Origin of the sequence: Bradyrhizobium sp. Ghvi (genome assembly GCF_900115265.1) — a bacterium.
Classification (GTDB): Bacteria; Pseudomonadota; Alphaproteobacteria; order Rhizobiales; family Xanthobacteraceae; genus Bradyrhizobium.
In genome coordinates, this window is sequence record NZ_FOVU01000001.1 from 426,173 (window position 1) to 452,373 (window position 26,201).

Annotated in this window: 28 protein-coding genes and 3 pseudogenes; 20 read left to right on the forward strand and 11 right to left on the reverse strand. The window is 63.3% G+C overall.

The annotated features are described in order from the left end of the window. Positions 1-23 precede the first annotated feature (23 nt). From BM374_RS02035 to BM374_RS02045, 3 genes are all read left to right on the forward strand, one after another. Positions 24-785, forward strand: coding sequence for an SDR family NAD(P)-dependent oxidoreductase (locus tag BM374_RS02035; protein ID WP_092288910.1), 762 nt, complete (start codon positions 24-26; stop codon positions 783-785). A gap of 25 nt (positions 786-810) precedes the next feature. Then, positions 811-1,242 (forward strand): acyl-CoA thioesterase, encoded by a 432-nt coding sequence (locus tag BM374_RS02040; RefSeq protein ID WP_092288911.1) that lies wholly within the window; start codon positions 811-813, stop codon positions 1,240-1,242. 78 nt (positions 1,243-1,320) lie between these two features. Continuing rightward, positions 1,321-2,472 (forward strand): ABC transporter substrate-binding protein, encoded by a 1,152-nt coding sequence (locus BM374_RS02045; protein WP_092288912.1) that lies wholly within the window; start codon positions 1,321-1,323, stop codon positions 2,470-2,472. A gap of 78 nt (positions 2,473-2,550) precedes the next feature. On the opposite strand, the gene BM374_RS02050 is transcribed toward BM374_RS02045, so the two are convergent. Both BM374_RS02050 and BM374_RS02055 read right to left on the reverse strand, forming a co-directional pair. Continuing rightward, positions 2,551-3,279: a glutathione S-transferase family protein gene (locus tag BM374_RS02050; protein ID WP_092288913.1), complete on the reverse strand. Its 729-nt coding sequence runs from the start codon at positions 3,277-3,279 to the stop codon at positions 2,551-2,553. Positions 3,280-3,317: 38 nt separating this feature from the next. Further along, positions 3,318-3,593, reverse strand: coding sequence for a hypothetical protein (locus BM374_RS02055; RefSeq protein ID WP_092288914.1), 276 nt, complete (start codon positions 3,591-3,593; stop codon positions 3,318-3,320). 112 nt (positions 3,594-3,705) lie between these two features. On the opposite strand from BM374_RS02055, the gene BM374_RS02060 reads away from it, so the two are divergent. Together BM374_RS02060 and BM374_RS02065 are read left to right on the forward strand one after the other, a co-directional pair. After that, on the forward strand, positions 3,706-4,404 hold the full coding sequence (locus tag BM374_RS02060) for a helix-turn-helix transcriptional regulator (RefSeq protein WP_092288915.1): 699 nt from the start codon (positions 3,706-3,708) through the stop codon (positions 4,402-4,404). Continuing rightward, entirely contained in the window at positions 4,401-4,724 is a 324-nt protein-coding gene (locus BM374_RS02065) for a YkgJ family cysteine cluster protein (protein WP_244552511.1), read from the forward strand. Before BM374_RS02060 ends, BM374_RS02065 begins: the two co-directional genes overlap by 4 nt. On the opposite strand, the gene BM374_RS02070 is transcribed toward BM374_RS02065, so the two are convergent. Then, the gene (locus tag BM374_RS02070) at positions 4,721-5,119 is read right to left on the reverse strand and encodes a hypothetical protein (protein WP_092288917.1); all 399 of its coding nucleotides are present in this window, start codon (positions 5,117-5,119) and stop codon (positions 4,721-4,723) included. The two genes, BM374_RS02065 and BM374_RS02070, sit on opposite strands and share 4 nt — an antisense overlap. A 201-nt stretch (positions 5,120-5,320) precedes the next feature. Next, complete coding sequence (locus tag BM374_RS02075; RefSeq protein ID WP_177248139.1) at positions 5,321-5,668, reverse strand: DUF3307 domain-containing protein; 348 nt, start codon at positions 5,666-5,668, stop codon at positions 5,321-5,323. Positions 5,669-6,057: 389 nt separating this feature from the next. On the opposite strand from BM374_RS02075, the gene BM374_RS02080 reads away from it, so the two are divergent. The 5 genes and pseudogenes from BM374_RS02080 to BM374_RS02095 all read left to right on the forward strand — a co-directional run bounded on the left by BM374_RS02080 (position 6,058) and on the right by BM374_RS02095 (position 8,948). Further along, a complete protein-coding gene (locus tag BM374_RS02080) occupies positions 6,058-6,348 on the forward strand; it encodes a hypothetical protein (RefSeq protein ID WP_244552512.1) in 291 nt (96 codons plus the stop codon). Next, positions 6,321-6,485: pseudogene (locus BM374_RS39275) on the forward strand (TAXI family TRAP transporter solute-binding subunit); the annotation flags it as partial. The gene BM374_RS02080 and the pseudogene BM374_RS39275, both read left to right, overlap by 28 nt. 170 nt (positions 6,486-6,655) lie before the next feature. Continuing rightward, positions 6,656-6,874, forward strand: coding sequence for a hypothetical protein (locus BM374_RS02085; protein ID WP_092288919.1), 219 nt, complete (start codon positions 6,656-6,658; stop codon positions 6,872-6,874). Between the two features lie 166 nt (positions 6,875-7,040). Next, positions 7,041-8,150 (forward strand): cyclic nucleotide-gated ion channel, encoded by a 1,110-nt coding sequence (locus tag BM374_RS02090; RefSeq protein ID WP_092290134.1) that lies wholly within the window; start codon positions 7,041-7,043, stop codon positions 8,148-8,150. Positions 8,151-8,162: 12 nt separating this feature from the next. Then, entirely contained in the window at positions 8,163-8,948 is a 786-nt protein-coding gene (locus BM374_RS02095) for an enoyl-CoA hydratase/isomerase family protein (protein ID WP_092288920.1), read from the forward strand. Positions 8,949-8,951: 3 nt separating this feature from the next. Here the strand turns inward: BM374_RS02095 and BM374_RS02100 are convergent, their stop codons facing one another. Continuing rightward, a complete protein-coding gene (locus BM374_RS02100; RefSeq protein WP_092290136.1) occupies positions 8,952-9,386 on the reverse strand; it encodes a DUF6157 family protein in 435 nt (144 codons plus the stop codon). Positions 9,387-9,402: 16 nt separating this feature from the next. Then, positions 9,403-10,047: a glutathione S-transferase family protein gene (locus BM374_RS02105; protein WP_092288921.1), complete on the reverse strand. Its 645-nt coding sequence runs from the start codon at positions 10,045-10,047 to the stop codon at positions 9,403-9,405. Positions 10,048-10,135: 88 nt separating this feature from the next. On the opposite strand from BM374_RS02105, the gene BM374_RS02110 reads away from it, so the two are divergent. Both BM374_RS02110 and BM374_RS02115 read left to right on the forward strand, forming a co-directional pair. Further along, the gene (locus BM374_RS02110) at positions 10,136-11,116 is read left to right on the forward strand and encodes a helix-turn-helix transcriptional regulator (RefSeq protein WP_092288922.1); all 981 of its coding nucleotides are present in this window, start codon (positions 10,136-10,138) and stop codon (positions 11,114-11,116) included. 137 nt (positions 11,117-11,253) lie between these two features. Further along, positions 11,254-11,487, forward strand: coding sequence for a hypothetical protein (locus tag BM374_RS02115; RefSeq protein WP_092290137.1), 234 nt, complete (start codon positions 11,254-11,256; stop codon positions 11,485-11,487). 71 nt (positions 11,488-11,558) lie between these two features. Here the strand turns inward: BM374_RS02115 and BM374_RS02120 are convergent, their stop codons facing one another. From BM374_RS02120 to BM374_RS02130, 3 genes are all read right to left on the reverse strand, one after another. After that, positions 11,559-12,506: a fatty acid desaturase gene (locus tag BM374_RS02120; RefSeq protein WP_092288923.1), complete on the reverse strand. Its 948-nt coding sequence runs from the start codon at positions 12,504-12,506 to the stop codon at positions 11,559-11,561. Between the two features lie 14 nt (positions 12,507-12,520). Further along, complete coding sequence (locus tag BM374_RS02125) at positions 12,521-13,540, reverse strand: alpha/beta fold hydrolase (protein ID WP_092290138.1); 1,020 nt, start codon at positions 13,538-13,540, stop codon at positions 12,521-12,523. A 152-nt stretch (positions 13,541-13,692) separates the two neighbouring features. After that, positions 13,693-14,496, reverse strand: coding sequence for an MBL fold metallo-hydrolase (locus tag BM374_RS02130; RefSeq protein WP_092290139.1), 804 nt, complete (start codon positions 14,494-14,496; stop codon positions 13,693-13,695). A 143-nt stretch (positions 14,497-14,639) separates the two neighbouring features. Between BM374_RS02130 and BM374_RS02135 the strand changes: the two genes are divergently transcribed. Then, entirely contained in the window at positions 14,640-15,875 is a 1,236-nt protein-coding gene (locus BM374_RS02135; RefSeq protein WP_244552514.1) for an MFS transporter, read from the forward strand. A 16-nt stretch (positions 15,876-15,891) separates the two neighbouring features. On the opposite strand, the gene BM374_RS02140 is transcribed toward BM374_RS02135, so the two are convergent. Further along, a complete protein-coding gene (locus BM374_RS02140) occupies positions 15,892-17,505 on the reverse strand; it encodes an acyl-CoA synthetase (protein WP_092290140.1) in 1,614 nt (537 codons plus the stop codon). Positions 17,506-18,206: 701 nt separating this feature from the next. Between BM374_RS02140 and BM374_RS02145 the strand changes: the two genes are divergently transcribed. From BM374_RS02145 to BM374_RS02175, 7 genes and pseudogenes are all read left to right on the forward strand, one after another. Continuing rightward, entirely contained in the window at positions 18,207-19,178 is a 972-nt protein-coding gene (locus BM374_RS02145) for an ABC transporter permease (protein WP_092290141.1), read from the forward strand. A 40-nt stretch (positions 19,179-19,218) separates the two neighbouring features. After that, positions 19,219-20,235 carry a sugar ABC transporter substrate-binding protein gene (locus tag BM374_RS02150; RefSeq protein ID WP_092290142.1) on the forward strand — a complete coding sequence of 339 codons (1,017 nt, stop codon included), beginning with the start codon at positions 19,219-19,221 and terminating at the stop codon, positions 20,233-20,235. A 75-nt stretch (positions 20,236-20,310) separates the two neighbouring features. Continuing rightward, positions 20,311-22,434: an ABC transporter permease gene (locus tag BM374_RS02155; RefSeq protein WP_092288925.1), complete on the forward strand. Its 2,124-nt coding sequence runs from the start codon at positions 20,311-20,313 to the stop codon at positions 22,432-22,434. Continuing rightward, on the forward strand, positions 22,431-23,528 hold the full coding sequence (locus BM374_RS02160) for a hypothetical protein (RefSeq protein WP_177248046.1): 1,098 nt from the start codon (positions 22,431-22,433) through the stop codon (positions 23,526-23,528). Before BM374_RS02155 ends, BM374_RS02160 begins: the two co-directional genes overlap by 4 nt. Continuing rightward, positions 23,525-25,021: a sugar ABC transporter ATP-binding protein gene (locus BM374_RS02165; protein ID WP_092288927.1), complete on the forward strand. Its 1,497-nt coding sequence runs from the start codon at positions 23,525-23,527 to the stop codon at positions 25,019-25,021. The genes BM374_RS02160 and BM374_RS02165 overlap by 4 nt, the downstream gene beginning before the upstream one ends. Before the next feature lie 200 nt (positions 25,022-25,221). Next, positions 25,222-25,392, forward strand: a pseudogene (locus BM374_RS40245) (glycoside hydrolase family 43); the annotation flags it as partial. Further along, positions 25,392-25,690: pseudogene (locus BM374_RS02175) on the forward strand (ABC transporter permease); the annotation flags it as partial. The pseudogenes BM374_RS40245 and BM374_RS02175, both read left to right, overlap by 1 nt. A 10-nt stretch (positions 25,691-25,700) precedes the next feature. Here the strand turns inward: BM374_RS02175 and BM374_RS02180 are convergent. Continuing rightward, positions 25,701-26,189, reverse strand: coding sequence for a DUF2059 domain-containing protein (locus BM374_RS02180; protein WP_092288928.1), 489 nt, complete (start codon positions 26,187-26,189; stop codon positions 25,701-25,703). Between the last annotated feature and the right edge of the window lie 12 nt (positions 26,190-26,201).

The window sequence follows — 26,201 nt, forward strand, 5'->3', positions numbered from 1 at the left end:
AATCATCGCCATAGGAGAACGCCATGTTGTTGAAAGATCAGGCAGCCATCGTCACCGGCGGCGCATCGGGACTGGGCGCGGCGACCGCGCGAAAGCTGGCAGCGCAGGGCGCCAAGGTCGCGGTTTGCGATCTCAATGCCAAGCTCGCCGAGACCGTTGCCGCGGAAATCAAGGGCGTTGCCGTGACCTGCGACGTCTCCGACGCAGCTTCCGCTGAGGCTGCGATCGCGCAGGCAACCAAGGCCCATGGGCCGGCGCGCGTGCTGGTCAACTGCGCCGGCATCGGCGTTGCCAAGCGCGTGGTCGGCCGCGACGGTCCGATGGCGCTCGCCGATTTCGACAAGGTGATCAAGGTCAATCTGATCGGCACCTTCAACATGCTGCGTCTTGCCGCAACCGAGATGTCCAAGCTCGAGCCGCAGGCGAGCGGCGAGCGTGGCGTCATCATCAACACCGCCTCCGTCGCGGCCTATGACGGCCAGATCGGCCAATCCGCCTACTCGGCCTCGAAGGGTGGCATCGTCGGCATGACCTTGCCGATCGCGCGCGAGCTCGCGCAATTCGGCATCCGCGTGCTGACCATCGCGCCCGGCCTGTTCCTGACGCCGCTGCTCGCCAATCTGCCTCAGGAAGCCCAGGATTCGCTCGCCGCCGCGATCCCCTTCCCGCGCCGGCTCGGCAACGCCGACGAATTCGCCGCGCTCGCGCTGCATATGGTCGAGAACTCCTACCTGAACGGCGAAGTGGTGCGCCTCGACGGCTCGCTGCGCATGGCGCCGAAGTGACTTCGTAGAGCAGGACGCGCAACGCATGTTCGTGAACCGGCGCGAGGTCCAGATCCAGTGGGGCGACTGCGACCCCGCCAACATCGTCTACTACCCGCGTTATTTCGCGATGTTCGACGATTCGACCTCGGCCCTGTTCGAGGTCGCCGGATTCTCCAAGCAGGACCTGGTCCGTAAATACGGCCTGGTGGGCATCCCCATGGTCGACACGCGGTCCAAGTTCTACATCCCCTCGACCTATGGCGACTGGATCACCATCGAGACGAAGATCGAGAGCATCAAGCGCTCGAGCTTCGAGGTGAAGCACAACGTCTACAAGGGTGAGGCGCTTGCCATCGAGGGTTTTGAGACCCGCGTCCTGGTAGGCCGCGACCCCGTTAACCCCGACAAGTTGAAATCGGCACCATTCCCTCCGGAAATGGTAGCCAAATTCACAGGGAGCCAGGTCCGGAGCTAAATCGCCACATCACCAAAAGACGGGGCTGAATTCGTCCCCGATTTCTGCTTTCAAAGAATAACGTCAAGGGAGGAATAGATGAAACGCTTTTACCTGACCGTCGCAATCGCGGCGGCGACGCTGACGCTGCCGGCGCTGCCCGCGCTGGCCCAGACCGCCGACATCACTATCGGCATCAGCGTGACCACCACGGGTCCCGCCGCTGCACTCGGCATCCCCGAGCGCAATGCACTGGAATTCGTGCCGAAGGAAATCGGCGGCGTGCCGCTGAAGGTCATCGTGCTGGACGATGGCGGCGATCCGACCACCGCGACCACCAACGCGCGCCGCTTCGTCACCGAATCCAAAGCCGACATCATCATGGGCTCGTCGACGACGCCGCCGTCGATCGCGATCTCCAACGTCGCCAACGAAGCCGGCATTCCGCATTTCGGCCTCGCGCCGTTCCCGATCACGCCCGAGCGGGCCAAGTGGTCGGTGTCGATGCCGCAGCCGATTCCGATCATGGGCAAGGTGCTCTATCAGCACATGAAGGCTCACAGCGTGAAGACGGTCGGCTATATCGGCTATTCCGACTCCTACGGCGACCTCTGGTTCAACGACTTCAAGGCCCAGGCCGTGCCGATGGGCATGACCATGGTCGACGAGGAACGCTTCGCGCGGCCCGATACGTCCGTCACCGGACAAGTGTTGAAGCTCGTTGCGGCCAATCCCGACGCGATTCTGGTCGGCGCCTCCGGGACGGCGGCCGCATTGCCGCAGACCGAACTGCGCGAACGCGGCTATCAGGGCCTGATCTACCAGACCCACGGTGCCGCCAGCATGGACTTCATCCGCATCGCCGGCAAAGCCGCCGAAGGCGTGCTGATGGCGTCCGGCCCGGTGATGGATCCGGAAGACCAGCCCGACAGCGCACTCACCAAGAAGCCGGGCCTGGCGCTCAACGCCGCCTATGAAGCCAAATACGGTCCGAACAGCCGCAGCCAGTTTGCCGGCCATTCCTACGACGCCTTCGAGGTGCTGAAGCGCATCATTCCGACCGCCCTGAAGACGGCCAAGCCCGGCACGCCGGAATTCCGCGAAGCCATCCGCCAAGCCTGGCTAAGCGAACGGGATATCGCGGCAAGCCAGGGCGTCTACAACTTCACGGAAAAGGATCGCTACGGCCTCGACGACCGCTCGCGCATCCTGCTCACGGTCAAGGACGGCAAGTACACGCTCGCGAAGTAAGCAGCGACAGTCTCCGAAACGACGAGAGCCGGCCCATTGGGCCGGCTCTTTTCTTTCACGTGTCCCGTCCCGTTTGTGTCAGGCCGCCTGCCGCAGCGGCGTCCAGGCGAACTCCGGATAGTAGATGTCCATCATCCGGTCGACATAGGCGGTGAGGTTCGGGAATCCTTCCGCGCGCTCGCGCAGGCTGGAATCGAAGAACGGCGTCAAGATGCCCGCAAGCGCGCCGAACGCGGTCGCATCGACCCCGCTGGGTTTATTGCCCATCAGATAGGATTTATCGCCGAGCTGCACCGAAAGGGCAAACAGCGAGCGAACCGCGAGATCGACATCGTCATCGGGGGCGTGGCGACCGAGGCCGGAGAGCAGATAGTTCTCGGCGACGCGGAACTGCGCATCCTCACGCAGCTTCTCGCGGCTGTGCTCGGGCGCGCCGTCGAAGAAATGCGCAGGTCCCTTGGCGAAATTGGCGGCATCGACCCAGCGCGCACCAACCAGCGCCCAGTAGACATGGTGCTCGATCATGCGTTCGAACGCCCAGGCTTGCGCGCGCTCCTGCAACGAGAGACCGGCGTCGAAGTCAAAGCCATAGCGGCGCTCGATATGGGCGCGGATGAAGGTGGAATCGGCCACTGCCTCGCCGCCATCGTCGATGAACGGCAATTGCCCCTTCGGCGAAGCCGGCGGCATCGCGCGCTCCTTCCTGTAGGGCAGTCCCGCCATCTTGAGCTGCACCTCGGTCTTGGTGACGAACGGGCTGATTTCCGGCAGGCCGAAGCCGGTGCCAAAGCCGTAAAGCGTGATCATGAGAGCCCTCCTGGACCTACCAAAAAAGTTGACGGAACCTAGCGCCGGGCTGCTGCCACCATGGTGGCAGCAGCCGTGATATCTTCTGCGAGACGGGCCCCCCGAAAGGCGCGGCCCATGACATGGCGGGCCAGTGCGTCCGCAGCCTGGATCAGCGAGCGCGTCAGCATGCTCGCAAGTGCAACGCGGAGGTCGACGATCGTGAGATCGAAAAATGCGAGGCGGCTGAAGGCCCAGGCATACAGCGAGACATGCAACGGGGCCTGGCTGCGCCACAACGGACCCGCCGGACCGAAATGGGTTGGAATGATCATGGACAAATCCTCTTCAGTCGATGTGTTGTCCCGGTATAGAACTCCCCTGCTGCCAACATCCTGTCAGCAGCCACGCGCCGTTTTCTGATCTGCGCACGATGAGAGAATTGTCATGAGACGCGCCGACCGGCTGTTTCAGATCATCCAGGTGCTGAGGCGCACCCGTAAGCCGCTGACGGCGGATGCGATCGCGGCTGAGCTCGAGACCTCGAAGCGAACGATCTATCGCGACATCGCGACGTTGATCGGCCAGCGCGTCCCGATCCGCGGCGAAGCCGGCATGGGGTACATCTTGGAGAAAGGTTTCGACCTGCCGCCCTTGATGCTGACACCCGACGAGATCGAGGCGGCGGTGCTGGGCGCACAATGGGTCGCCGGCCACGCCGATTCGACGCTGGCACGCGCTGCGGAAGATTTGATGGCCAAGATCGCCGACACCGTGCCTGAGCGGCTGCGCCCGTTCGTCCTGGAGCCGGCGAGCCGCGCGCGGCCGAGCTGGAACCGGGAGCCGGACCGCCTCGACATGGCGCGCACGCGCACCCAGATCCATGAAGGCAAGAAGATCAAGTTGCGCTATCGCGACGAGCAGGGCCGCCCCAGCGAGCGCATGATCTGGCCGATCTCGGTCGGCTATCTCGAAGCAGTGCGCCTGCTCGCGGCCTGGTGCGAACTCCGCAGCGACTTTCGCAGCTTCCGCACCGATCGCGTCGTGGATGCGACCTATCTCGACGAACGATATCCTGAAAGGCGCGACGTGCTGCGCGCGAAATGGCGGCAAAGCCTGGTCTGGGGCCCACCGAAAGATACATGACGGCAATGCAAGAAATCGATCTCTCGAGCCTTTGCCAGAGCTGCGGCGCCTGCTGCGGCTATTCGCAAAACTGGCCCCGCTTCTCGGTCGAGAGCGACGAGGAGCTCGCGTTGATCCCTTCGGGTCTCGTCAACGCGCGCCAATCCGGCATGCGCTGCGAGGGTGATCGCTGTTCGGCGCTGCAGGGAGACATCGGCAAGGCAACGGCGTGTGGCGTCTATGCGGTGCGGCCGGAGGTGTGCCGCACCTGCATGCCCGGCGACGCCGAATGCGCGATGGCGCGGCGGAAGTTTGGACTGCCGATGATAGAAACCGCTTAAGCGAGGACGGCTTCGCCGATCTCGTCGTCGATTTCGTCGTCGAGCGGTGCGAGCACCGAGAGCGGCTTGGTCGACAGCGTGATCGGCTTGCGGCCACCCGACAGAGACGGGGACGATTTGGCTGAGCGCTCGCGCGAGAGCGCATAGAGCGTCGAGCCTACACGACCGCCATTCTCGATCAGATCGCGCTCGCTGCAGCTGCCCGCGACCGCGACCGCCAGCGAATGAAGGTGGCTACGGCGATAGCAGAACAGCGCCAGCCTGGCGCGCGCGTCAGGGGAAACACTCTCAACCAGCCTCGGCAGGCCACTCTCGCTGGCGCGGTACATCTCGCCAAGGAGCTCGTCGCGAACCGGGCAGAAATCGCTTTCATAAGCGTCGCGGCTTGAAAACATTGCAGTTCTCCCTCGTCTCGGGAAGATGCCGCGTAATTCTCTAATGAAAGGTTAACCACCCTGGGCGGTAGTCACCCGGTGTCCTTGCCTTATGCCGCGAATCACCGCGGCCCCCTAGCCGGGCTGAATACGGGGCGGCAGTGGCCGCCTTACGCCCCGAGACATCCGCCTTGCGCGCTCCTCGGGCCGACGTTCAGGGTCTCAGTTCGCCGCCATGAAGATGGAAAGGCCGAAGCCTGTCAGGTGATGCAGCGCCTGGTCGACGCCGATCAGGGTCCAGAACCAGGGGTGCTCCTGGTTGACGCCGAAGTTCGCCGAGACCAATCCCTTGGCGCGATCGATCGTGATGTGGATGACGAAATCGATCAGGGCCACGAACCAGAATTTCGGCGCAACGATCAGGATCAGCGGCAACGCAACCGCAAGGTGAATCAGGCAATGCACCAGAAGCGGGAGGGCCCAGCCATGCTTTTGATCCTTGCCATGCGCCATCCAGGCGGTCTGCAGCACGAAATCGGCGATGATGTGCTTGAAGGTGAGCAGCAACATCCAGCCAATAAGCGCTTCGACCGGCACCGCCGATGACATGGGTGGAAACGACAAAGCCGACGCCCTCGTTGAATCGAAAAGAAAAAATGGAGCGTTCAGCGCAGCTTCTTCTTGGACCCGACGGATCATCGAGACCGCTAATTTATGACATTTCCGACGCCGGAATGCAGCCGGGGGAACTGGAAAAACGCCAAGTGTGGCTAAACGGTGATAGCACCACCGAACGCAACGGATCTGAGTAAGTTACTTCGCGCCGAATTTGCCTTCTCTAGCCGGAGAGCTATCACCCTCAGGTAGAGGATATCATTCCTTTTTCAGGCGTTTACGAATTTGCCGCCGGCGATGGCCGTGACCGCCCGCAACGCCGGGACTAAGGCCGGAGTGCTGCCATGCGTTCTGAAGGCCCAACCTCGTCGACCGAGCTCCCGCCGCCGCCGCGTCCCAAGGTGATCAAGACCAACCAGCAGCAGGTCCTGCTCTATGTCGTGCTGACCCAGCTGCTGTCGCCGGCGACCGTCTGGGCCGGCCGCACTTGGCTGCAAAATTCGGAGATGAATGCGATCGACGAAGCCAAGGCGCTGACGCGCATATTCCCCGGCGTATCCGACGAGACCCTGACATCAGGTGCGCTGGTTTTGCGACTCACGTCGCGGCCTTCGTCGAGAAGGACGCCTGCGTGATGGCGCATCAGGGCGCGGCCCACTACATCAACGACGGCACCAAATCGTTCATGGATAAGTACACCGACTTGGTGCATCTGGGCGCCGCGGCGCTCAGCGTCATCGGTTCGATCTTCGCTGCGATCTACGCCAAGATTCACCCGCAGGGCGACAGCAATGTCGTGGTGGTGAAGACGGCTCAGAGTGCCTGACCTATCGAGGGCCCGGTCGCCGCAGGCTCCCCTTTGCTGGCGAATCGCCGCTTCCCCCTCTTGGAACAGTTCAGGCTGCGCAACCGTTGGTTAGCGGCACAACCGGAGAACGCAGCATGCGTATGCTCCTTCTCATCATCTTACTGGGAATGCTGGTTGCGGTCGGCTATTTCGCCTATTCGGCCATGACGGTCGGAGGCGATCCGATCCCGACAGAAGGTTATGTGGCCCTGGCGCTCGGGGCAGGGTTCTCCGTGGTCGTCGGCGTCGGTCTGATGCTGCTGCTGTTCCTCAGCAGCCGCCGAGGCTATGACGAGCCTCCACATTTCAAATAGCGGCTAGGCCGGCACCAGCCTGCCCGTACCAGCCAGTTGCGCCCTGTCCCTGGGACGAATGGTGCGGCTACCGGCCCCGTCGTTGACGGCCCCGGTGCGGGCGGGCACTTTGGCGCCGAGGTCCCAGCCCGGGACAGCAAGCATCATGACCGAGCCGCCGTCCCGCATGTCCAAGCCGATGTTCCCCGCTCTGGCCCAGTTCGTGGCCGCGACCGCTGGCCGCAACATGACCAAGGCGGCCTATGTGGCCGTGGCTGTTGGTGTGCTCGGCATGGTGCTGCTGACGGTCGGTCAGGCCTACGAGACGGCGCACCGCTGGGTCGATGTCCTGCTTTGGGTCTGCCTGGTCTATTTCGTATTCGAATGGCTGGTCCGGTTGCGCCACATGGCGCGGCAGGGGCGGCTGGCGCTGTATATGTCCTCCTCGGCCGGGCTGGTCGACGCATTGGGGGCACTGGCCGTGCCGATCGCGCTGGTCCTCGGCGCCGAGCCCAAAACGGCCTGGCTGCTGAGCGTGCTCTGGGTCTTGAAGGTGGTACCGGGCATTCCCGGCCTGCGCCAACTCCGCCGCGTGCTCGTATTGGAATCAGGGCCGCTGGTCAGCGTGCTCGTGATCTTCTTGATGGTGGTCTTCCTCGCCTCCGTCGCCGAGTATTTCCTGGAGCGGGACGTGCAGCCGCAGACGTTCGGCAGCGTCCCGGCGGCGCTGTGGTGGGCAGTCGTCACACTGACCACAACAGGCTATGGCGACGTCGTGCCGGTCACACCACTCGGCCGCATGGTCGCGGCACTGGTGATGATCTCCGGCCTCGGCGTGTTTGGTCTCTGGACCGGTATTCTCGCGACCGGGTTCGCAGCGGAAACGCGGCGCGACAATTTCCTCAAGACCTGGGAGTCCGTCAGCAAGGTGCCCTTCTTCGCGGCGCTGGGACCGGCGGCCATCGCCGACGTGACCCATATGCTGCGCACCATGGACCTGCCGGCGCGCACCACGATCATCCGCAAGGGTACACAGGGCGACTGCATGTATTTCATCGCCGCCGGCGCGGTCGAGGTCGACCTGCCCGGTAAGAAGGTCCAGCTCGGCGAAGGCGCCTTCTTCGGCGAAATGGCGCTGCTCGGCAACAATATGCGCGGGGCCGATGTTTCGACCACGAAAGTGTCGCGGCTGCTGGTGCTCGACCTCGTCGATTTCCGCGTGTTGATGGCGCGGCACCCTGATTTGGCCGAGACCATCGACGCCGAGGCGAAACGTCGCGCGCTCGAGAACAAGTAAGTGGAGACAAGAATGTCGGACACAGCCGACGCGGCAAGCCCGCCCGTACTGGAAATCAAAGGCGCCCGCGCCACCATCCGCCTGAATCGGCCGAAGCATCTCAACCGGCTCCAGGCGGAGGATCTCGGCGAACTGTTGAACCTGTTCGATCGGGTGGAGACTGCTTCCGATATCCGCGTGCTGGTGCTGACCGGAACGGGGCGCGCATTCTCGGCAGGCTACGACCTCAACTCAGTCGCCGAGCGGGCCGTAAGCGTGAGCGAGCAGCAAAGCGCCGGCTCTGCCTTCGAGATCGTCGTCAACCGCCTGGAGGATCTCGGGGTGCCGACAATCTGCCGGCTCAATGGCGGCGTCTATGGCGGCTCGACCGATCTCGCGCTCGCTTGCGATTTCCGTATCGGCGTCGACACCGCCGAGATGTTCATGCCGGCGGCGCGGCTCGGGCTGCATTATTACAGGAACGGCATCCAACGCTACGTGACGCGGCTCGGCGTCGACAATGCAAAAAGGCTGTTTCTCACTGCGCAGAAGATCAGCGCCCCGGAGATGCTGCGGATCGGCTATCTGACCGACATGGTGCCGGAGGAGACACTCGATGAGGAGGTCGACAAGCTCGCCAACATCCTCGCTGGCAATGCGCCGATCGCGATGCGCGGCATGAAACGTGCGATCAACGAATTCGCCCGCGGCGAGCTGGATGAACGAGCTGCCGACCAACGCCACCGCGACAGCATGCGCGGCGACGAGATCAAGGAAGGCATCAGGGCTTTTGCGGAAAAGCGGGCACCGCGGTTTTGAAGATCACTTCCGCTTCGACCGCATCGCCCGCGTTTGTGTGAGCCTTGAATCGCGCGACAGGACTTGGTAGCGATCGCTGTCGACAGCGTAGATGGCAATGCGTCCTTCCCTGTCGGCGTGCACCCCCCAGCCATAGCGCTTGCCGAGGCCCGATGCACGCATGCAGGCCTGTCCGCGCGAGAAGAACGCAGCGCGTGCGGCGTTCTTTTCCGACTTGGTCGCCTTGGCTCCAAGTTCGCGCCCTTGCGCTGAGGTCGCGAAGATGACGTCGTCGGACGTGTACCGATAAGGTGCACCCGCGATCATCGCGTATTGCAATGCGGCCACCGTCGGGCGCCCCGCCCGCGCCGGCGGCTCCTCGCCGGAGCGCGCTGGACAGTCCTCGGCAACCCGGATGAACGTATCGAAGCAATTGGTCGTATGGATCGGCTTGACCATGTGAGGTTCGCCCCCTTCATCCTCCCGCGGCCGCGGCATGCTGCGCCGCCATTTCACCATCGGCTGCACTGATACGCTGGAACGCCGGCCGTGAGGTAATACGCTCGGCATAGCGGACGAACACGTCCCTTCTAGGCACAATGCCGAACATCATGGTCCAGCTGAACGCGACGCCCCACAGGATGTCAGCCGCGGTCATACGCTCGCCGAGCAGATACGGACCCTTCGACAGCTGCGCCTCGAGCGCGGCCAGCATGGTGTCGTAATCCGCATAGGGCGACTGCGTGATCGGCGCGGGCTCGCGCTGCATGAACTTGTCGATCAGGGCCGGCTCAAAGGAAGAGCCATAATAGGCGATCCAGCGCAGGTAAGGACCCCGCAGCGGGTCATGCAGTGCGGGCGTAAGGCCGGCCTGCGGAAAAAGGTCGGCGAGATAAATGAAGATCGCGACCTGCTCGGTCACGAGCGCCTCGCCGTGCCTGACAGCCGGCACCTTGCCGAGCGGATTGACGGAGAGATAGGCCGGTTGCCGCTGCTCGCCGGCCTTCATGTTGAGGACGTGGAGATCATAGGGCGCGCCCAGTTCCTCGAGCAGCACCCGCGTGCCTGTGGCCCGGCTCTGCGGCGAATAATACAGGGTGATGCGGTTCGGATCAGCCATCGTTGGTCTCCATTTAGCCGGCCGGCGATTGAGGCATCTTGTAACCGATCATACCTGACATCCTGTGTCATGTATGCTTTAAGGGATCATGCGCGCGAGCCGGATGCTGTCGATCCTCACCACCCTCCAGGCCAGGGGGCAGGTCACTGCGCCCGAGCTTGCAGAGGCGTGCGAGGTCTCGGTGCGCACGATCTATCGCGACATCGACGCACTCGCGGCCTCAGGCGTTCCCGTTTATGCCGACCGCGGTGCGGAGGGTGGCTATCGCCTGCTCGATGGCTATCGCGTGCGCTTGAACGGGCTGTCTCCGAGTGAGGCGGGCGCGCTTTTCCTCGCAGGGCTCCCGGGCCCCGCGGCGGCGCTGGGACTGGATGCGGCGATGATCGCCGCCCAGAACAAGCTGATGGCGGCGCTACCTGCGAATCTGCGCGAAGACGCAGGGCGCATGCAGGAGCGCTTCCATCTGGATGCGCCGGGCTGGTTCGGCGAGGCGGAGCAACCAAAACATCTGCGCACGATTGCCGCCGCGGCTCTGCGCGAGACGTTCATCAAGATCCGCTACCAGAGCTGGCGGGCCGAGAAGGGGCGCCGTGTGGCCCCGCTGGGCCTCGTGCTGAAGGGCGGCGGCTGGTATCTCGCCGGGCAAGTCGACGGAAGCGTGCGCACCTATCGCGTCGCGCGCGTGCTCGACTGCACGGCACTCGACGAGCGCTTCGATCGCCCCGCCGGTTTCGATCTCGCCGCCTATTGGCAGGATGCGACGTTGCGGTTGGAGGCCGAGATGCATCCGAATGTCGCGGTCGTGCGGTTATCGTTGCTCGGCGTGAAGCTGCTCGACGCGCTGAGTCAGCCTTATGTCAAAACGCGCACCCAGATAGAAGAGGCCACTGACGCAGACGGCTGGCGCATCGCCAGAGTGCCGACAGGCAAGACCTCATGGCACGCCGCCGCCGAGTTGCTACGGCTCGGAGCCGAAGCCGAAGTGCTCGAGCCCGCAGACCTCCGCGAGAAAATGGCCGAGATGACGCAGGCGATGGCCATGCGCTATCGCGCGGCGCGAAAAGCCTGACGGCGGCGCATTTCGCCCTCACCCACGAAACAATCCTGAAACACGATTCTCGCTTAGGCGCATGAACGCATTCGCGCGTCGCCTCGACCGAGAAGCAGGGACACAACAACGGCCACGCGCCACACTGGAGAATGAAGATGTTTCGAAAGCTTGCTCTTGGTCTGATCGCCGCCGGTTCGCTCGGCGCCGCTGCTCTCGCGCCCACCGCCGCTTCGGCTCACGGCTTCCACCACTATTGGGGTCCCGGCTGGGGCTTTGGCGGTGTGTACGTCAACACCGGCATCAACAATTGCTACCAGGAGCGCGTCGTCCAGACCCGCCACGGGCTGCGCGTGCGCATCGTGAATGTCTGCGGGTACACCGTCTACTGATATCACGCCTTCACGACAAAGCTCCGGTCGCGCTGCGGCCGGAGTTTTGTGTTGAGCAGGTCGCGTGCGAGCTAGCTGATTTGCCAATGCCGGCGAAACCAGGCCAAGGTCTCGCGCGTGGTTCTGAGATAGCCGCGGCCGCGATAGACGATCTCGCCGTCGACGATCTGGTTCAGTTTCGGCAATGCGTGAAACGGGATCGAAGGATAGGCGTGGTGCTCGACGTGGTATGGCATGTTCCACGCAATCCATCTGACGAGCGCGCCGGTATAGGTGGTGCGGGTGTTCTGGAAGGCGCTGCGGGTGCGCTCGCAGCCGGTGTGCTCGGCGTAGAGATAGGGTCGCAGGAACAATTGCCCTGTTATCAGCGGCACGATCCAGACCCAGAGCAGCAGCGCCGAGGAAAACCACAGCGACAGCACGAGCACCAGCGTATAAAGCGCGACGTAGGCACGCGCCTCAGCGATGATGGTGGCGCGCTTGCTCTCGGGAATCCAGGGCACGACGACCGTGCCGGTGACGGCATGGCCGAGCATCAGCCACAGGCGGCCGGCAACCTGGAGCAGTCCGCTGTAGGCGAGCGCGAGCTGCGTATCGGACGCAGGCTTCACGCCGACGATCAGTTCAGGATCCTTCTCGGGGTCCTGGGTGTAACGGTGATGGTCCCAATGAAACAGGCAGTAATACTCGTACGGCAATCCAATGATGAAGGCCGAGAGATAGCCGACCGCGAGGTTGAGGCCGCGGCTCCTGAAGGCGGTCTTGTGCGCGGTCTCATGCACCGCCATGAACAGGAAGGCGACGAGATAACCCTGCACCGCCACCAGCGGTAGCGCCCAGATGATTCCATAACGGGAAGACACCATCCAGATCGACGCGCCGACCAGCACGATCATTCCGTAGTGAGCAAGGCTCTGCGCCGCGCCCCTGAGATTGGAGCGCACCGAGAGCTCGCGCAGCATGGCCGGGCTCAGCGGCTTCAGGCGATGGCCGGGCTCTGAAACGGTCGCATCAGTCATGGTCGGGACCTGTCCTACTTGTCGAGAAGCGCTGCGACCTCTGCCTTGAGGAAGGCCTTGTCACGCGGATTGTTGATGGGGTTACCGGCGCGATGGCCGTGCGGCGACGGGATTGGATGGAGCACGGCCGATTTCGCGTTGACGAGCCTTGCGAGTTCATCCTCATTGTCGCGGGCGTCGAAATAGCGATCGGTTGCGCCTGGCATCAGCAGCATGTGGGCCTTGATCGCTCCCAGCGCCCGGTCGAGATCGCCGCCGAAGGCCGCGCAGCGGCTGATGTCGCCGCGCTGCCAGATGCCGGCCTGCGCCAGCAGATCGTTGGCGTCGCGCCGGGCAAAGGTCGTGTCCCAGTTGCGGACGAGATAGTCCTCCAGAGAGGTGAAACCCGTCTCGCGCCAGAGCTCGTCCCGATAGAAGCCGTGAGACATCGCCCAGCCGGCATAGACGCGACCCATGGCGCGATAACCCGCGACAGGCTTCTCGACGAAGCGGCCGTCGCGGAAGGCGGGATCGCCAGTCAGCGCCGCCTTCACACCTTCCAGAAAGACATGATTGTAGGGCGCACAGCGCGCGCTGCCGCAGACGACCGCCGCACGCGCGACCATCTCGGGATGCAGCGCGGCCCAGTGATAGGCCTGCATGCCGCCCATCGACCAGCCATAGACCAGCGCGAGCTCAGTGATGCCGAAGCGTTCGGTCAGCAGCCGATGCTGGACCGCAATCGCGTCGTGATAGGTAAGCTCCGGGAATGGCGCGCCGCCAAAGTTGGACGGCGATGACGACAGGCCGTTGCCGAACAGGTTCGGGATGATGATGAAATAGCTGAGGGGATCGAGCACGCCATCGGGCCCGATCAGCCACTCGGTGTCGAAGTGCTGCGCGCTGAACGAGGTGGGATAGAGGATGACGTTGTCCTTGGCCGCATTCAGCGAGCCGTACGTCTTGTAGGCCAGCTTCATCGCCGGGAAGACAGCGCCGGATTGAAGCGAGACATCGCCGGCCTCGAAAATCTCGTAGTCGCGCTGCGCGGTCATCATCCAACTCCTGCCCGCGGCCGCAGAACGCGCCCGCCGCAACAACGATGCATCGATTATGCCGGGCCAGCAAACATGGTGTCGCGCTCAATAACTGTACTAATAGTCCATTTATTCGATGGAGGCAAGTGCGATTCCGCCTGCCGCCCGCTTTAAGCGATGGCCGCGATGTATCGCTCCACTGACGCTGCAAAGGCCGCCTTGGCGCCTGAGGCGATGTTGCGCCCCCACCAGGCGCCATAGATGCTGTCGAAGGCGAGCGGCTCAACGGCCGCAGCGATGCGCCGCACCGCTGCTGCATTGAGCGGCATGTAATTCGGATAGGAGTACATGAAACTGACGAAGCGACGGTCCATCGTGACCTGCGCGATATCACCGGTGAGCAACGCACCCTTGCCGTGCGCGCCGCGCGCATAATGCAGCATGGTCCCGCCCGCGAAATGGCCGCCGGTCCGCAGCAGCAGGACGTCGTCGGAGATGCGACGCTGATCGCCGCTCCAGTGCACGATCGAGGGATGTGGACGCGTCACCCATCGGCGGTCGTCGGCATGAAGATAGACCGGCACGCCGCCAAAGGCCTCACTCCAATCGGCGAGCGCGCCATAGTAGTGCGGATGCGAGATTGCGATCGCCCTCAGCCCACCAAGCGATTTGACATGCGCGACCGCTTCCGAGGTCGCCAGCGGAATGCAGTCCCACATCACGCATCCCCCGCCATCGCCGACCAGCAGCGCGCGCTGACCGATGGCAAAGCTCGGCTCGAGCGCCATGCCGGTGAGACCAAGATCGTCGCGCCAGACGAGGCGGTGACGATCGGCGAGCGTCTCGCGAGCCAGGAAGGTCTGCCCTTGCCAATTCACGTATTGCCGCTCGTCTTCGCAGATCGGACAGGATGCGGGCACCTTTCCGCTGTCCGGGAATTGGGCGCCGCAGGTTTCGCAGGTCCAGAGAGGCATGGTTGTCATCCAAAGCGAAAAGCAGATGGTCTGAAGTGAGATCGCAAGCCCCGAACCGCAAGGGCCGAGGAACCATCGCGAACACCGCAGGTTACTTTCGGGTCCACCCCGGCGCAAACCGCCGGTCCTGTCAGGCAGTTCGCATGAGACCACATGCGAACTGCAGCATCACGTTCAGCGTATCGATGACATCGCGCCCCTTCCGCATCTGGCCTCTGTTCGCCGTCAACTTCTTCATGGCGGACATGCAGTCCGGCATCGGGCCGTTCGTCGGCGTGTTCCTCCAGGAGCGCGGATGGGCGACGGGCTTGATCGGTACGGCGCTGACGATCGGCAATGTCGCGGGCATGCTGGTCACGACGCCGATCGGAGGGTTGATCGATTCCAGCCGCAACAAGCGCCTGTGGGTCGTCATCCCCGGCGTCTGCGTGGTGTTGGCGTCTGCGATCATCCTGATCTCGCAGAATTTCTGGGCGGTGACGGTCTCCCAGATCGCGCAGTCGCTGGCGAGCGCGGCGATCGTGCCGGCGGTCACCGGCATCACGCTGGGTATCGCCAAACAAAAGGGCTTCAACGCGCTGAACGGGCGCAACCAGGCCTTCAACCACGCCGGCAACATGGTCGGCGCGGCGCTGTCGGGCTATCTCGGCTACAAATTCGGCTATGTCGCCGTGTTCGTTCTGGCGGCCGTGTTCGGCGCCATCGCGATCGCTTGCGTACTGATGATATCAGCCAAAGCCATTGACGATCGCCAGGCTCGCGGCAGCAAGGAGGATGAGAGCAAGAACCCGCCGGATGCCATGTCCGTCCTCCTCAAGCACAAACCTCTCCTGGTGCTGGCGCTTGCGCTCGCCCTTTTCCATCTCGGCAACGCAGCGATCGTCCCGCTTTATGGCCTTGCGGCGGTCGCGCAGCAACAGGCGAACGGCCCGAGCTTCGTTGCAACCACCGTCGTCATTGCGCAAGGCGTCATGGTCGCGACCTCGCTGATCGCGATGAAGGCCGCAAGCAAGCGCAATTACTGGCCGGTGATCCTGGTGTCCTTCATGTTTCTGCCGATCCGAGGCGTGCTGGCGTTTTTCGTCACGGGATGGTGGGGCGTCGTGCCGATGCAGGTGCTCGACGGCATCGGCACCGGACTGCAGACGGTCGCCGTCCCCGGCATGGTCGCGCGCTCGCTCGACGGCACCGGCCGCATCAATCTCGGCCAGGGCGCGGTGATCACGGTTCAGGGCGTCGGCGCGAGCCTCAGCCCAGCACTCGGAGGCTGGATCGCGCAATGGATCGGCTACGGGCCAACTTTTTTACTGCTCGGCGGCTTTGGCCTCGCGTCGATGGCGCTGTGGCTGATGTTTGGCGCCCACGTGAAGAAATATTGAGTCGAGGAGAAACCCCTCACGTCCCGAGATTCTTCCGGATCGCCTTGTCAAGCGTCTCGCCACCGACGAAGCGCTGGCGGAGCTCGCGCTTGAGCAGCTTGCCGCTCGGGTTCTTCGGCAAGGCGTCGACGAAGATCACGCGCTTCGGCACCTTGAAGTGCGCCATCCGGCCGGCGCAATGCTTGATGACTGCCTCTTCGTCGAGCTTCTCACCGGCCTTGACCACGACGATCGCGGTGACCGCCTCGATCCAGCGCGGATCGGGCAGGCCGACGACGGCGACCTCCGAAACCGCGGGGATGCGGTAGACCATCTCCTCGACCTCGCGGCTGGCAACATTTTCGCCGCCGGTCTTGATCATGTCCTTGACGCGATCGACCACAGTAATGTGGCCCTCTTCATCGACGGTGGCGAGATCGCCGGAATGAAACCAGCCACCGGAGAACGCTGCCGCGGTCTTGACGGGATCGTTGTAATAGCCCGACAGCAGATGCGGCGAGCGGTGCACGATCTCGCCGACCTCACCGGCCTTCACATCTTCCATCGACGCGTTGACCACCCGCGTCTCGACGTTGAGCACGGGCTTGCCGGCCGAGCCGGCCTTGCGCAGCTGGTCTTCGGGGCGCAGCACGGTCGCGAGCGGAGCGATCTCGGTCTGGCCGTAGAAATTCCAGAATTTCACGGCGGGCAGACGGCGCTGCAACTCAAGCAAGACTTCCACCGGCATGATCGAGGCGCCGTAATAGCCCTTCTGCAGGCTCGAGAGATCGGTCTTGTCGAAGTCGGGCGAACGCAGCATCGCAATCCAGATCGTCGGCGGCGCGAAGAAGGAGGTGATCTTGTGCTGTTGGATCAGTGCGAGGATGTTGTCGGCGGTCGGCTTGCCCGTGATGACGCCGGAGGCGCCGAGATAGATCTGCGGCCCCAGGAAGACGTCGAGCTGGGCGCAATGGTAGAGCGGCAGCGCGTGCAGGAATCTGTCGTCCGCGCTCATGCCGCCGTCGATGATGCAGCTGACATACTGCCACATCACAGCTTCATGGGTCAGCATCGCACCTTTGGGCAGGGATTCGGTTCCGCTCGTGTAGACGATCTGCGCAAGATCACGGCTGTCAACCGACGTCTCCAGGTCCGAGCCGTCAAAATGAAGCAGATCGTCGAAAGTGGTGAGACCGGCTGGCACCGTGGCGAGATCCTCGCCCGGCAGCCAGATCATCTTTTCGACCGCGCAATCCTTGGCGCTTGCGGCACGCGCCGGTTCGACGAAATCAGGACCGGTCGCGAGCAACTTCGCGCCAGAGCTTTTCAGAATGAAATTTATCTCGTCGGGATTGAGCATGAAGTTGATCGGGACCAGCACCGCGCCGATCCGCGCCAGCGCGAAACGCAGCGCCGCAAAGGCATGCGAATTGCGCGAAAGCACAGCGAGGCGGTCGCCCTTCTTGATACCGAGCCCGAGCAGGCCGCGGCCGAGCCGGTTGCAGATCGCGTCCATCTCGGCGAAGGTCCAGCTCACGCTGCCGCAGCTCACCGCGGGCTTGTCGGGCTCGCGGCCCGCGGAGCGGCGCAAGAGATCGCCGATCGAATGCTCGCGCGCTTTTGCGATGGTCGCTGTGATATCGCTCGACATTTTCCTTTCCCCTGCGTGCTTTTCACGTTTGCGCGAACCGTAGTCGGCGCTGCCAGCCCCGTCAAATTGCAGCCACGGCGACGCCATGACGCAAGAATTGTCGGTTCGGCAAGGCACATTCGGGCCCGGCGCACCACCGGCCGACGAGGTCTCGGGTGACGGATGATGGCGGCTGTATTGGTGAGGAGGCGCTTTGCACTCATCATAGACCTGTCCGCATTCGAGGCACGTTAGCCCACGACATTGCGCGGCACGGGAAAACGCGCGCGGGCTCTTTCGGAAAATTCTGCTTCGTTCTCTTTGCGGACGGCCACTCTCTGCGCTAGGAATGGCGACAAGGGTGTAAAGCCCACGCCTGGACCAACAACAACGGCACAAGGTCCTGGAAGAGATCGGGGAGGCAGCGTGAGTTTCGCGCGCCGACGACCTTGGACGAACGCGTTGTCGACAGAAGCGCCGCGCAAGCGCATTCTGGAGCGTCATCACGACTCCTTCTGCGTGCAGAAGCCGCGAGCCGCGGTCGCAGCTCTCCAACCTGTTGCCGGCACGCCCCCTACGCTCTCCAAGCAGCGGGACTTCTTGGGTGCGGACCACTTCGTGAGCGCGGCGTCGCGCAGCCAACGCACCCAAAGACGCAGGACCGTCGCTCGCTCGCGGCTCAGGCGGATGGCGCTCGCATTGAACGCAGGAAGGACCAGATGATGAAGCGCTTTCGGCTCAATCAGCAAGAGATCGTCTTCGCCGTCTTTGCGCTACTCTTTCTCGTCTTCTCAATCTTCCTGAATGGTTTTCTGACGGCAGAGAACATGCTGACGCTGCTTCAAAACGTGGCAGTGCTCGGCATCCTTGGCCTTGCCATGGCGATCGTCGTGATCGGCCGCGGTATCGACATCTCGCTGATCGCAGCGCTTGCCGTGCCCCCCGGGCTGGTCCTTCAGATGGTACAGAACGGCCATTCGCTGCCATTTTCACTGCTGACCGCCGTGCTGCTCACGATTGCCTTCGGCCTCGTCAATGGCTGGCTGATCGCCTATGCCGAGGTCCCCTCGCTGTTTGCGACGCTCGCAACCGGCCTGTTGCTCGCCGGGCTGGGACAGGCCGCGTTGTTCCAGCTCGACGTGGTGCAATGGAGCGCGGGCATGAATGGCTTCGAGCGATTAGGACAAGGCACCATTCTGGGCATTCCCACTTCGATCGTAATGTTCGCGATCGCTTGCATCGTGGTCGCCATCCTGCTGCGTCAGACCCGTTGGGGCGCCTACATTTATGCGATCGGCGATAACCCTTATGCCGCGCGCGTCACCGGCATTCCCTCCCGCCCGATCATCGTGCTGCAATATGTGATTGCCGCGTTGATCGGCTGCTTTGCCGGTCTCGTGATGGCCGCTTCCGTCAATTCGATGCCGACCCGCGTCTTCAACTCGACGCTGATCTACGACGTGATCCTGGTGGTCGTGCTCGGCGGCATCGGCCTGTCGGGCGGCCGCGGCGGCGTGCTGAACGTCATCATCGGTACCCTGCTGATCGGTACCATGCTCAACGGCATGACGATCATGGACATGTCCTACGCCGGGCAAAACCTCATCAAGGGCGTGGTCCTGCTGCTCGCCGTTATCACGGACTCTTTCCTGAATCCGCGCAACGAAGAAACGGCACAGCAGGGCGACATCTGAACGACCGACAAGAACGATAATGATAACCAAGGAGGAAGCAATGAAGAATTTCGCCAATCCGACAAGGACGGCTCTGGCCGTACTGGCATTCACGGCGCTGGCCGGACCGGCTCTGGCCCAACAGGGCTTGGACGAGCCGTTCCAGAAGCCGTTCAAGGAAGCGCTGACCGGCAAGACCGTGGCCTATGTGCCTGTTGCCATGAACTTCGACCTTACCGAGGGCTGGTACGCCGGGCTGAAGAAGGAGCTCGAGCCGTTCGGCGTCAAGTTCGTGATCCGCGATGCGAACTGGAACACCAATGCCGGCGCCCAGGCCGTCACCTCGCTGATTTCCGAGAAACCGGCGGTCATGGTGGTCCATAATCCCGACGTGCAGACCTATGCGAAGCTGCTCCAGCGCGCGGAGAACGAAGGCATCTACGTTATCCAGATCAACATGGGCTCGGCCTATCGGAGCTCCGCCTTCGTCGGCGCCAACTGGATCGAGATCGGCGAGCGGGACACCGAGGCGGTGGTCAAGGCCTGCGAAGGCAAGTCGAACAAGATCGCCATCGTGCAAGGCGCACTCTCGGCTGCAGCGAGCGCCTATACGCTGAAGGGCGTCGAGAACGTTCTCGCCAAGCATCCCGAGATCAAGGTGGTGTCGAGCCAGGCCGCCGACTGGGATGCCGCCAAGGCAAAGGCGATCACCCAGACCGTGCTGAAGCAGAACCCCGATCTCTGCGGCATTGTCGGCTTCTGGGACGGTATGGACATCGGCACCGCCGCAGCGGTGAAAGAAGCCGGCCTGACCGGCAAAGTGTTCCTGGCCACATCGGGTGGCGGTGAACGCAAAGGCGCCTGCGAGCTGGTGAAGTCAGGCGCGTTCGACCTCAATCTGAGCTACGACGTGCCGACCCAGGCCGCCCAGATGGCCGGTACGATCAAGTGGCTGCTGTCGTCGGGCGCCAAGCCCGGGTCGATCAAGGGCTCGGAATACACCACGCTGATCCCGATCACCAAAGAGAACGCTGATAGCCAGACGTCATGCTGGAATCTCAGCGACCTCAAGAAATAGTCCGCGCTGACGCTCGTGGTCCCCGGGATCAAGGCCCGGGGACCTCGCTCTCTGTCGTTTCCATGCCCTATTGGAATGCCGATGCGCGATACCATCACACGCCTGCGCTACCGCTACTGGCCTGATCATCTCCTCGGTGAAATTCTGTCCAAGCGATGGACCGAGACAGCCATCCCGGTCATCCTTCTCCTGATTGTCGGCTTCGCGTTCAGCCGGTCCATCGACAACTTCCTGTCGCCGGCAAGCCTCGCCGACACGGCGCGCCAGGCCGGAGAGATCGGCTTCATTGCGCTCGGACTTGCTCTGGTCGTTATCGTAGGCGGCATCGATCTCTCGGTTGGATCGATCTTCGCATTGACGGACTTCTGCGCGCTTTATCTGCTCGACGTCGCGGGCTGGTCAGTCCCGGCGGTCGTCCTCGCCACGCTGCTTTGCGGCGCGCTGCTCGGCGCCGTCAATGGCATCCTGGTGGGATATCTGCGGCTGCGCGCCTTCATCACCACGCTGATTACGCTGATCATCTACCGCTCGGCCTACGATCTTCTGATCCAACGCTACTCCAACGCGATCGCATCAGCCTTTCCCGATATCCCGTCCTGGGATTTCATCGGCGCCGGTTCTGTCCTTGGCATTCCCACAGTGGCGCTGGCCTATATCGTCATCGCCGTCTTCGGCCATATCTTCATGACGCGGCTGCGGCCGGGCTGGCACATCACCGCGATCGGCGGCTCGCGCCGTTCGGCCTACAATTCGGGCATTCCGGTCCGCCGCACGATCGCGCTCTGCTACGTCGCGAGCGGCGCGCTGACCAGCATCGGCGCATTGTTCTTCGCCTCCAGGCTCGGCACGGTCGGCGGCGACATCGGCGTTGGTCTCGAGGTGATCGTGCTGACTGCGACCGTGCTCGGCGGGATCACGCTCGGCGGCGGCAAAGGTTCGGTTGCAAAATCCGCGGTCGGCGTGCTGATCGTGCTCCTGATCACCAACGGTCTGACGACGATGAACGCCCGCGGCGGCGTCAACCGCATGGCGCTCGCCGGCATCCTGCTCGTCGCCGCGATGGTCGACATCCGCTGGCAGAAGAACCGCACGCGCATCATCAGCAAGGTCTATGTCGCGCCGACCTATCACGAGCTGCCGCCCCCGCCACCGACCGAGATCGGTCAGGGCGGGCCATTCGAGCAGAACGACAAGCTGCGCGACGTCGAAGCAATCGGCCTCGGGCGTATCGAGGCACCGGAGGACGTCATCCTCGACCGCCACGACAATCTGTATGCCGGCTCGCGCCACGGCGACATCATGCGCTTCCTGGCACCCGACTATCAAAAAATGGAGGTGTTTGCCCATATCGGCGGCCAGCCGCTCGGCATGGCCTTCGACCGCGAGGATAATCTCTACGTCTGCATCGGTGGCATGGGGCTCTATCGCATCACGCCCGGCGGCACGGTGGAAAAGGCAACCGACGAGACCAACCGCAGCATGCGCTCGGTCAACGACGACAGCCGGCTGCGGCTCGCCGACGACCTCGACATTACCGATGACGGCCTGATCTTCTTCTCGGAAGCGACAGTCCGGTACGAGATGGACGAGTGGCCGGTCGACGGCTTAGAGGCACGCGGCAACGGCCGCATCATCTGCTATGATACCAAGACCGGCACGACGCGCACCGAGCTGCGCGGCCTCAAATTCCCCAACGGGATCTGCGTCGCCAGTGATGGCCAGTCGATCCTGTTCGCCGAAACCTTCGGCTGCTCGATCAAGCGCTATTGGTTCGCGGGGCCGAAGAAGGGGCAGGTCGAGGTGGTCATGGACAATCTGCCGGGCTACCCTGACAACATCAACCTCGCCTCCGACGGCAATTACTGGCTCGCGCTGGTCGGCATGCGCAGCCCCTCGCTCGACCTCGCCTGGAAGATGCCGGGCTTCCGTCGCCGCATGGCCAAGCGCGTGCCGGTCGACGAATGGCTATTCCCCAACATCAACACCGGCTGCGTGGTCAAGTTCAATGAGCAGGGCAAGATTGTCGAGTCGTTCTGGGACCTGCACGGCGAGAATCATCCGATGATAACCTCGATGCGCGAGCATCGCGGGTACCTCTACCTCGGCGGTATCCTCAACAACCGCATCGGCCGCTACAAGCTGGACAACGCCGATCCGAACTTCGTCCAGTATGACAAAAGGTGGGGGAAGCAGTCGTGATCGCTGCCGTGAGGGACTTCGCCAACCGCTTTCTCGGCCGCGGCGACGCCACCATTACCGTACCGTCCTTCGACGGTGCATTGAAGCCCAATCAGAAGCTGGAATCGGCCGAGATCTTGCTGACATGCGAGGCTCCCGAAGACCTCGCCGCCGATGGAAGCAGCCTCTTCATCGCCGACGGCCGGCGGCTGATGTGCCTGACAGGCGGCACCGCATCGGAGCTGCGCAGCTTCGAGCAGCCGATCTCGGCGCTCTGTGGCCTTCCCGGCGGCGGCCTTGCCGTCGCGCTCGGAGGACGCGAGGTGCGTTTTTACGCGAGCCCCTCGGCGGACCAGCCAAGCGCGACTTTCGCCGACACCGCGTTCAACGCGATCAATGCGCTGACGCTGGCGAATGACAACACGCTGATCGCGACGGACGGCTCGGCGACCTCAGGTGTCGACGATTGGGCGCGCGACCTGCTGGAGCTCAATCGGACCGGCCGCGTATTCAAGCTGGATCCCGCCGCCAAGACCGTGACACGAATGGCCCAGGGGCTCGGCTACGCCTTCGGAGCCTGCGCGCATGGCAACGCTGTGCTCGTCAGCGAGAGCTGGCGTCATCGCCTTGTTCTCGTCGGAGCCGGCGCGTCACCGAAGATCGTGCTCGCTCATCTTCCCGTCTATCCCTCGCGGCTATCGAAGGCCTCAGGCGGCGGTTACTGGCTCACCGCCTTCACCGCACGGACCCAGCTCGTCGAGTTCGTGTTGCGTGAACCGGGCTATCGGCGCCGCATGATGGCGGAGATCGATCCGGCGTATTGGGTCGCGCCACGTCTGCGCTCCGGGCGTTCGTTCAAGGAGCCGATGCAGGGCGCGCACATCAAGACCATGGGCGTGATCAAGCCGTGGGCGCCACCGCGCTCCTACGGCCTTGTCATCCGTCTCGATGCCGACGGCTATCCGCTCTATTCGCTGCACAGCCGGGTCGACGGTATCAATCACGGCGTCGTCGCCGCCATGGAGATGGGCAACGATCTCGTCCTGATCGCCAAGGGGCCGGGCCGTGTCCTGCGATTGCCCCTTTCCGGCCTTGCCGAGGAGATCAGGACATGAGCGACATCGCACTCTCGCTGCGCAAAGCGACAAAGCTTTACGCCGGCGTGCCTGCCATCGACGGTGTCGACTTCGACCTGCGCCGCGGCGAGATCCATGCATTGGTCGGCGAGAACGGCGCCGGCAAGTCGACCCTCACCAAGGTGATGGCTGGCGTGGTGACGCTGACCTCGGGGACCATGACGGTCGACGGTGCCGAGGTCGCGCCGAGGACGCCACTCGAGGCGCGCAATCTCGGCATCGCCATGGTGTTCCAGGAAAATAGCCTGGTGCCGACCATGACGGTGGCGCAAAACCTGTTTCTCGGGCAGGAGAAGTTCTACAATCGTCTGCGCGGCATCTACATCGCCGCCCAGCAGTTCCTGCAATCGCTCAATTTCGACGTCACGCCGACCGCCACCGTCAGTGGACTCGGTGCAGCCAAGAAGCAGATGGTCGAGATCGCGCGCGCGGTTCTGCACCGCGCCAAAGTCATCATCTTCGACGAGCCGACCGCATCGCTCACGCCGGAGGAGAAGAAATACTTCTTCGACCTGGTCCGCGACCTCAAGAAGCGCGGTGTCTCGATCGTCTTCATCTCGCATGCCCTGGAAGAGGCTCTGCTTCTCGCCGACCGGATCACGGTGCTGCGGGACGGCAAACATGTCGTGACCGACGATGTCGGCAGGTTCGACCGCGCGGCGATCGTGCAGGCCATGGTCGGACGCGACCTCTCCAATACACTCTATGGTGCGCGAAAGAGCAGCGTGCGGCCGGCCGGCGCGCGGGTGCTCACCGTGCAAAACTTGAAGATGGCACCGATGGTGAAGAACAATTCGCTATCGGTGTTTTCGGGCCAGATCACCGGCGTGTTCGGCCTCGTCGGCGCCGGGCGCACCGAAACCTTCAAGATCGTCGCCGGGGTGCTCAAGCGGGACTTCTTCCACGGCGGCGAGATTCTGCTGCACGACCAGCCGGTGCGCTACCGGGTGCCGGCGCCTGCAGTCAAGGCCGGCATCGCCTATGTGACTGAAGACCGCAAGGTCGAGGGTTTCTTCGAGACGGCTTCGATCGCGCGCAACATTTATCTCGGCCTGCTCTCGAAGTTTCCTGGGGGACGCATGATGCTGTCGCGGCGGGAAACCGATGCGGTCGGCAGGACCTGGATCGAGCGGCTCAAGGTGCGGGCCATCGGTGACCACGGTAAGGTGGTCGAGCTCTCCGGTGGCAATCAGCAGAAAGTGGTAATCGCCAAATCACTGGTGCAGGAGCCCGACCTGATCATCTTCGACGAGCCGACCCGCGGCGTCGATGTCGGCGCCATCGTTGAGATCCACGAGTTGATCAACCGGCTCGCCGACGAAGGCAAGGCGGTGGTGGTCATCTCGTCCTATTTGCCCGAGATCATGGCGCTGTCCGACCGCATCCTGGTCTCGCGCCAGGGCAAGGTCGTGGAGGAATTCTCCGCGCTGGAGGCCACGGAGGAGAAGATCATGTACGCGGCGATTCACTAGATCTTGACCGCATACGGCGTTACCAGCGTCGCTCCATGTCGATGATTGCCTGAGCCTTGGGCAGAGGCAATAGCCGGTATCTCATCTGCATCGAGTTGCGCTGCGAAAATCACTGCATGTTACGCAGGCGCTTGCCCCACACTCAGCGGTCAGGCGCCGTATCGCAACATGTGGGCGCCGCCGCGCGGCGTTATGAACAAATGAACTTTACACCGGGTCGCGTCCTCGCCGCGATCGCCATCGTTCTCGCCGGCGGCGGCTATTTCTACTGGCAGCATCGCGATTCCAATCCGCTCCCGCCAAGCTTCGCCCGCGGCAACGGTCGCATCGAAGCAGTCGAGATCGACATCGCCACCAAGACACCAGGCCGACCACCAGCATGGGCATCTTTCTCGCAACAGTTGCCTGGTCGATGCCGCAGTTCGGGCTGCTGCTGATCATGATCCTGCTGCCGTTGCAAACCCTGTCCGGCAGCATGACGCCGCGGGAGAGCATGCCGCAGTTCGTCCAGTGGCGGCACCGAACACGCATTTCGTGATGCTCGCGCAGGCCATCCTGTTCCGCGGCGCCGGCCTCGAGGCGGTCTGGCCGCAGCTTCTCGCGCTCACGCTGATCGGCATCGTCTTCTTCCTGATCGCGCTGCGGCGCTTCCGCGCCTTTCTCGCCTAGCCCATGCGGGTCAGAGCTTGTGGCCCTTCTGGCGCAACGCCTCGATCAGGCGCCGCTTCAATTCATCGGCGGCCTTCTGGCTGACGTCCTGGCCGATTTGCGCACTTGCCTGTGCCAGCGCATCCGACTGCGCCAGAAACTTCTGTCCGGCCGGTTGGGCGTAGAACGCCTCGATCTGGCGCAGCTCGTCCAGGGTGAAGCTTGCGGCATAGACGGCGGCGATCTGCTCAACCATGGCCGTGAAGAACGGCGCGTAGATCTCGGCACCGGGCGCCGTCATCATGTCATAGTCGCGCTCGATCTCCGGCCTGTCCTGCGCCACCACCGGCCGCAGCTTGAGCAGGAGCTGCGGCAGCACCGCGCGATATTGATCGGCGATCTTGAGCGTGACAACGAGCTTGCGCGCCGTGTTCATCGCCTCCGGCGACGGCATTTCAGCGGACGCGCCGCCAGAGAGGAAGAGCAAAACGCCGACGATCGCTAGCAAACGTCTGGACATGGACCCCTCCCC

What these genes read in the sequence shown, in the direction of transcription:
- BM374_RS02100 (WP_092290136.1), bottom strand. Translation starts at nt 9,386, where the DNA reads ATGGTCAAGCCGATCCATACGACCAATTGCTTCGATACGTTCATCCGG.
- BM374_RS02080 (WP_244552512.1), top strand. Translation starts at nt 6,058, where the DNA reads ATGCGTTCTGAAGGCCCAACCTCGTCGACCGAGCTCCCGCCGCCGCCG.
- BM374_RS02105 (WP_092288921.1), bottom strand. Translation starts at nt 10,047, where the DNA reads ATGGCTGATCCGAACCGCATCACCCTGTATTATTCGCCGCAGAGCCGG.
- BM374_RS02065 (WP_244552511.1), top strand. Translation starts at nt 4,401, where the DNA reads ATGACGGCAATGCAAGAAATCGATCTCTCGAGCCTTTGCCAGAGCTGC.
- BM374_RS02165 (WP_092288927.1), top strand. Translation starts at nt 23,525, where the DNA reads ATGAGCGACATCGCACTCTCGCTGCGCAAAGCGACAAAGCTTTACGCC.
- BM374_RS02075 (WP_177248139.1), bottom strand. Translation starts at nt 5,668, where the DNA reads ATGTTGCTGCTCACCTTCAAGCACATCATCGCCGATTTCGTGCTGCAG.
- BM374_RS02130 (WP_092290139.1), bottom strand. Translation starts at nt 14,496, where the DNA reads ATGCCTCTCTGGACCTGCGAAACCTGCGGCGCCCAATTCCCGGACAGC.
- BM374_RS02150 (WP_092290142.1), top strand. Translation starts at nt 19,219, where the DNA reads ATGAAGAATTTCGCCAATCCGACAAGGACGGCTCTGGCCGTACTGGCA.
- BM374_RS02115 (WP_092290137.1), top strand. Translation starts at nt 11,254, where the DNA reads ATGTTTCGAAAGCTTGCTCTTGGTCTGATCGCCGCCGGTTCGCTCGGC.
- BM374_RS02085 (WP_092288919.1), top strand. Translation starts at nt 6,656, where the DNA reads ATGCGTATGCTCCTTCTCATCATCTTACTGGGAATGCTGGTTGCGGTC.
- BM374_RS02155 (WP_092288925.1), top strand. Translation starts at nt 20,311, where the DNA reads ATGCCGATGCGCGATACCATCACACGCCTGCGCTACCGCTACTGGCCT.
- BM374_RS02120 (WP_092288923.1), bottom strand. Translation starts at nt 12,506, where the DNA reads ATGACTGATGCGACCGTTTCAGAGCCCGGCCATCGCCTGAAGCCGCTG.
- BM374_RS02095 (WP_092288920.1), top strand. Translation starts at nt 8,163, where the DNA reads ATGTCGGACACAGCCGACGCGGCAAGCCCGCCCGTACTGGAAATCAAA.
- BM374_RS02090 (WP_092290134.1), top strand. Translation starts at nt 7,041, where the DNA reads ATGTCCAAGCCGATGTTCCCCGCTCTGGCCCAGTTCGTGGCCGCGACC.
- BM374_RS02035 (WP_092288910.1), top strand. Translation starts at nt 24, where the DNA reads ATGTTGTTGAAAGATCAGGCAGCCATCGTCACCGGCGGCGCATCGGGA.
- BM374_RS02140 (WP_092290140.1), bottom strand. Translation starts at nt 17,505, where the DNA reads ATGTCGAGCGATATCACAGCGACCATCGCAAAAGCGCGCGAGCATTCG.
- BM374_RS02070 (WP_092288917.1), bottom strand. Translation starts at nt 5,119, where the DNA reads ATGTTTTCAAGCCGCGACGCTTATGAAAGCGATTTCTGCCCGGTTCGC.
- BM374_RS02045 (WP_092288912.1), top strand. Translation starts at nt 1,321, where the DNA reads ATGAAACGCTTTTACCTGACCGTCGCAATCGCGGCGGCGACGCTGACG.
- BM374_RS02125 (WP_092290138.1), bottom strand. Translation starts at nt 13,540, where the DNA reads ATGACCGCGCAGCGCGACTACGAGATTTTCGAGGCCGGCGATGTCTCG.
- BM374_RS02110 (WP_092288922.1), top strand. Translation starts at nt 10,136, where the DNA reads ATGCGCGCGAGCCGGATGCTGTCGATCCTCACCACCCTCCAGGCCAGG.
- BM374_RS02040 (WP_092288911.1), top strand. Translation starts at nt 811, where the DNA reads ATGTTCGTGAACCGGCGCGAGGTCCAGATCCAGTGGGGCGACTGCGAC.
- BM374_RS02145 (WP_092290141.1), top strand. Translation starts at nt 18,207, where the DNA reads ATGAAGCGCTTTCGGCTCAATCAGCAAGAGATCGTCTTCGCCGTCTTT.
- BM374_RS02050 (WP_092288913.1), bottom strand. Translation starts at nt 3,279, where the DNA reads ATGATCACGCTTTACGGCTTTGGCACCGGCTTCGGCCTGCCGGAAATC.
- BM374_RS02135 (WP_244552514.1), top strand. Translation starts at nt 14,640, where the DNA reads ATGAGACCACATGCGAACTGCAGCATCACGTTCAGCGTATCGATGACA.
- BM374_RS02060 (WP_092288915.1), top strand. Translation starts at nt 3,706, where the DNA reads ATGAGACGCGCCGACCGGCTGTTTCAGATCATCCAGGTGCTGAGGCGC.
- BM374_RS02055 (WP_092288914.1), bottom strand. Translation starts at nt 3,593, where the DNA reads ATGATCATTCCAACCCATTTCGGTCCGGCGGGTCCGTTGTGGCGCAGC.
- BM374_RS02180 (WP_092288928.1), bottom strand. Translation starts at nt 26,189, where the DNA reads ATGTCCAGACGTTTGCTAGCGATCGTCGGCGTTTTGCTCTTCCTCTCT.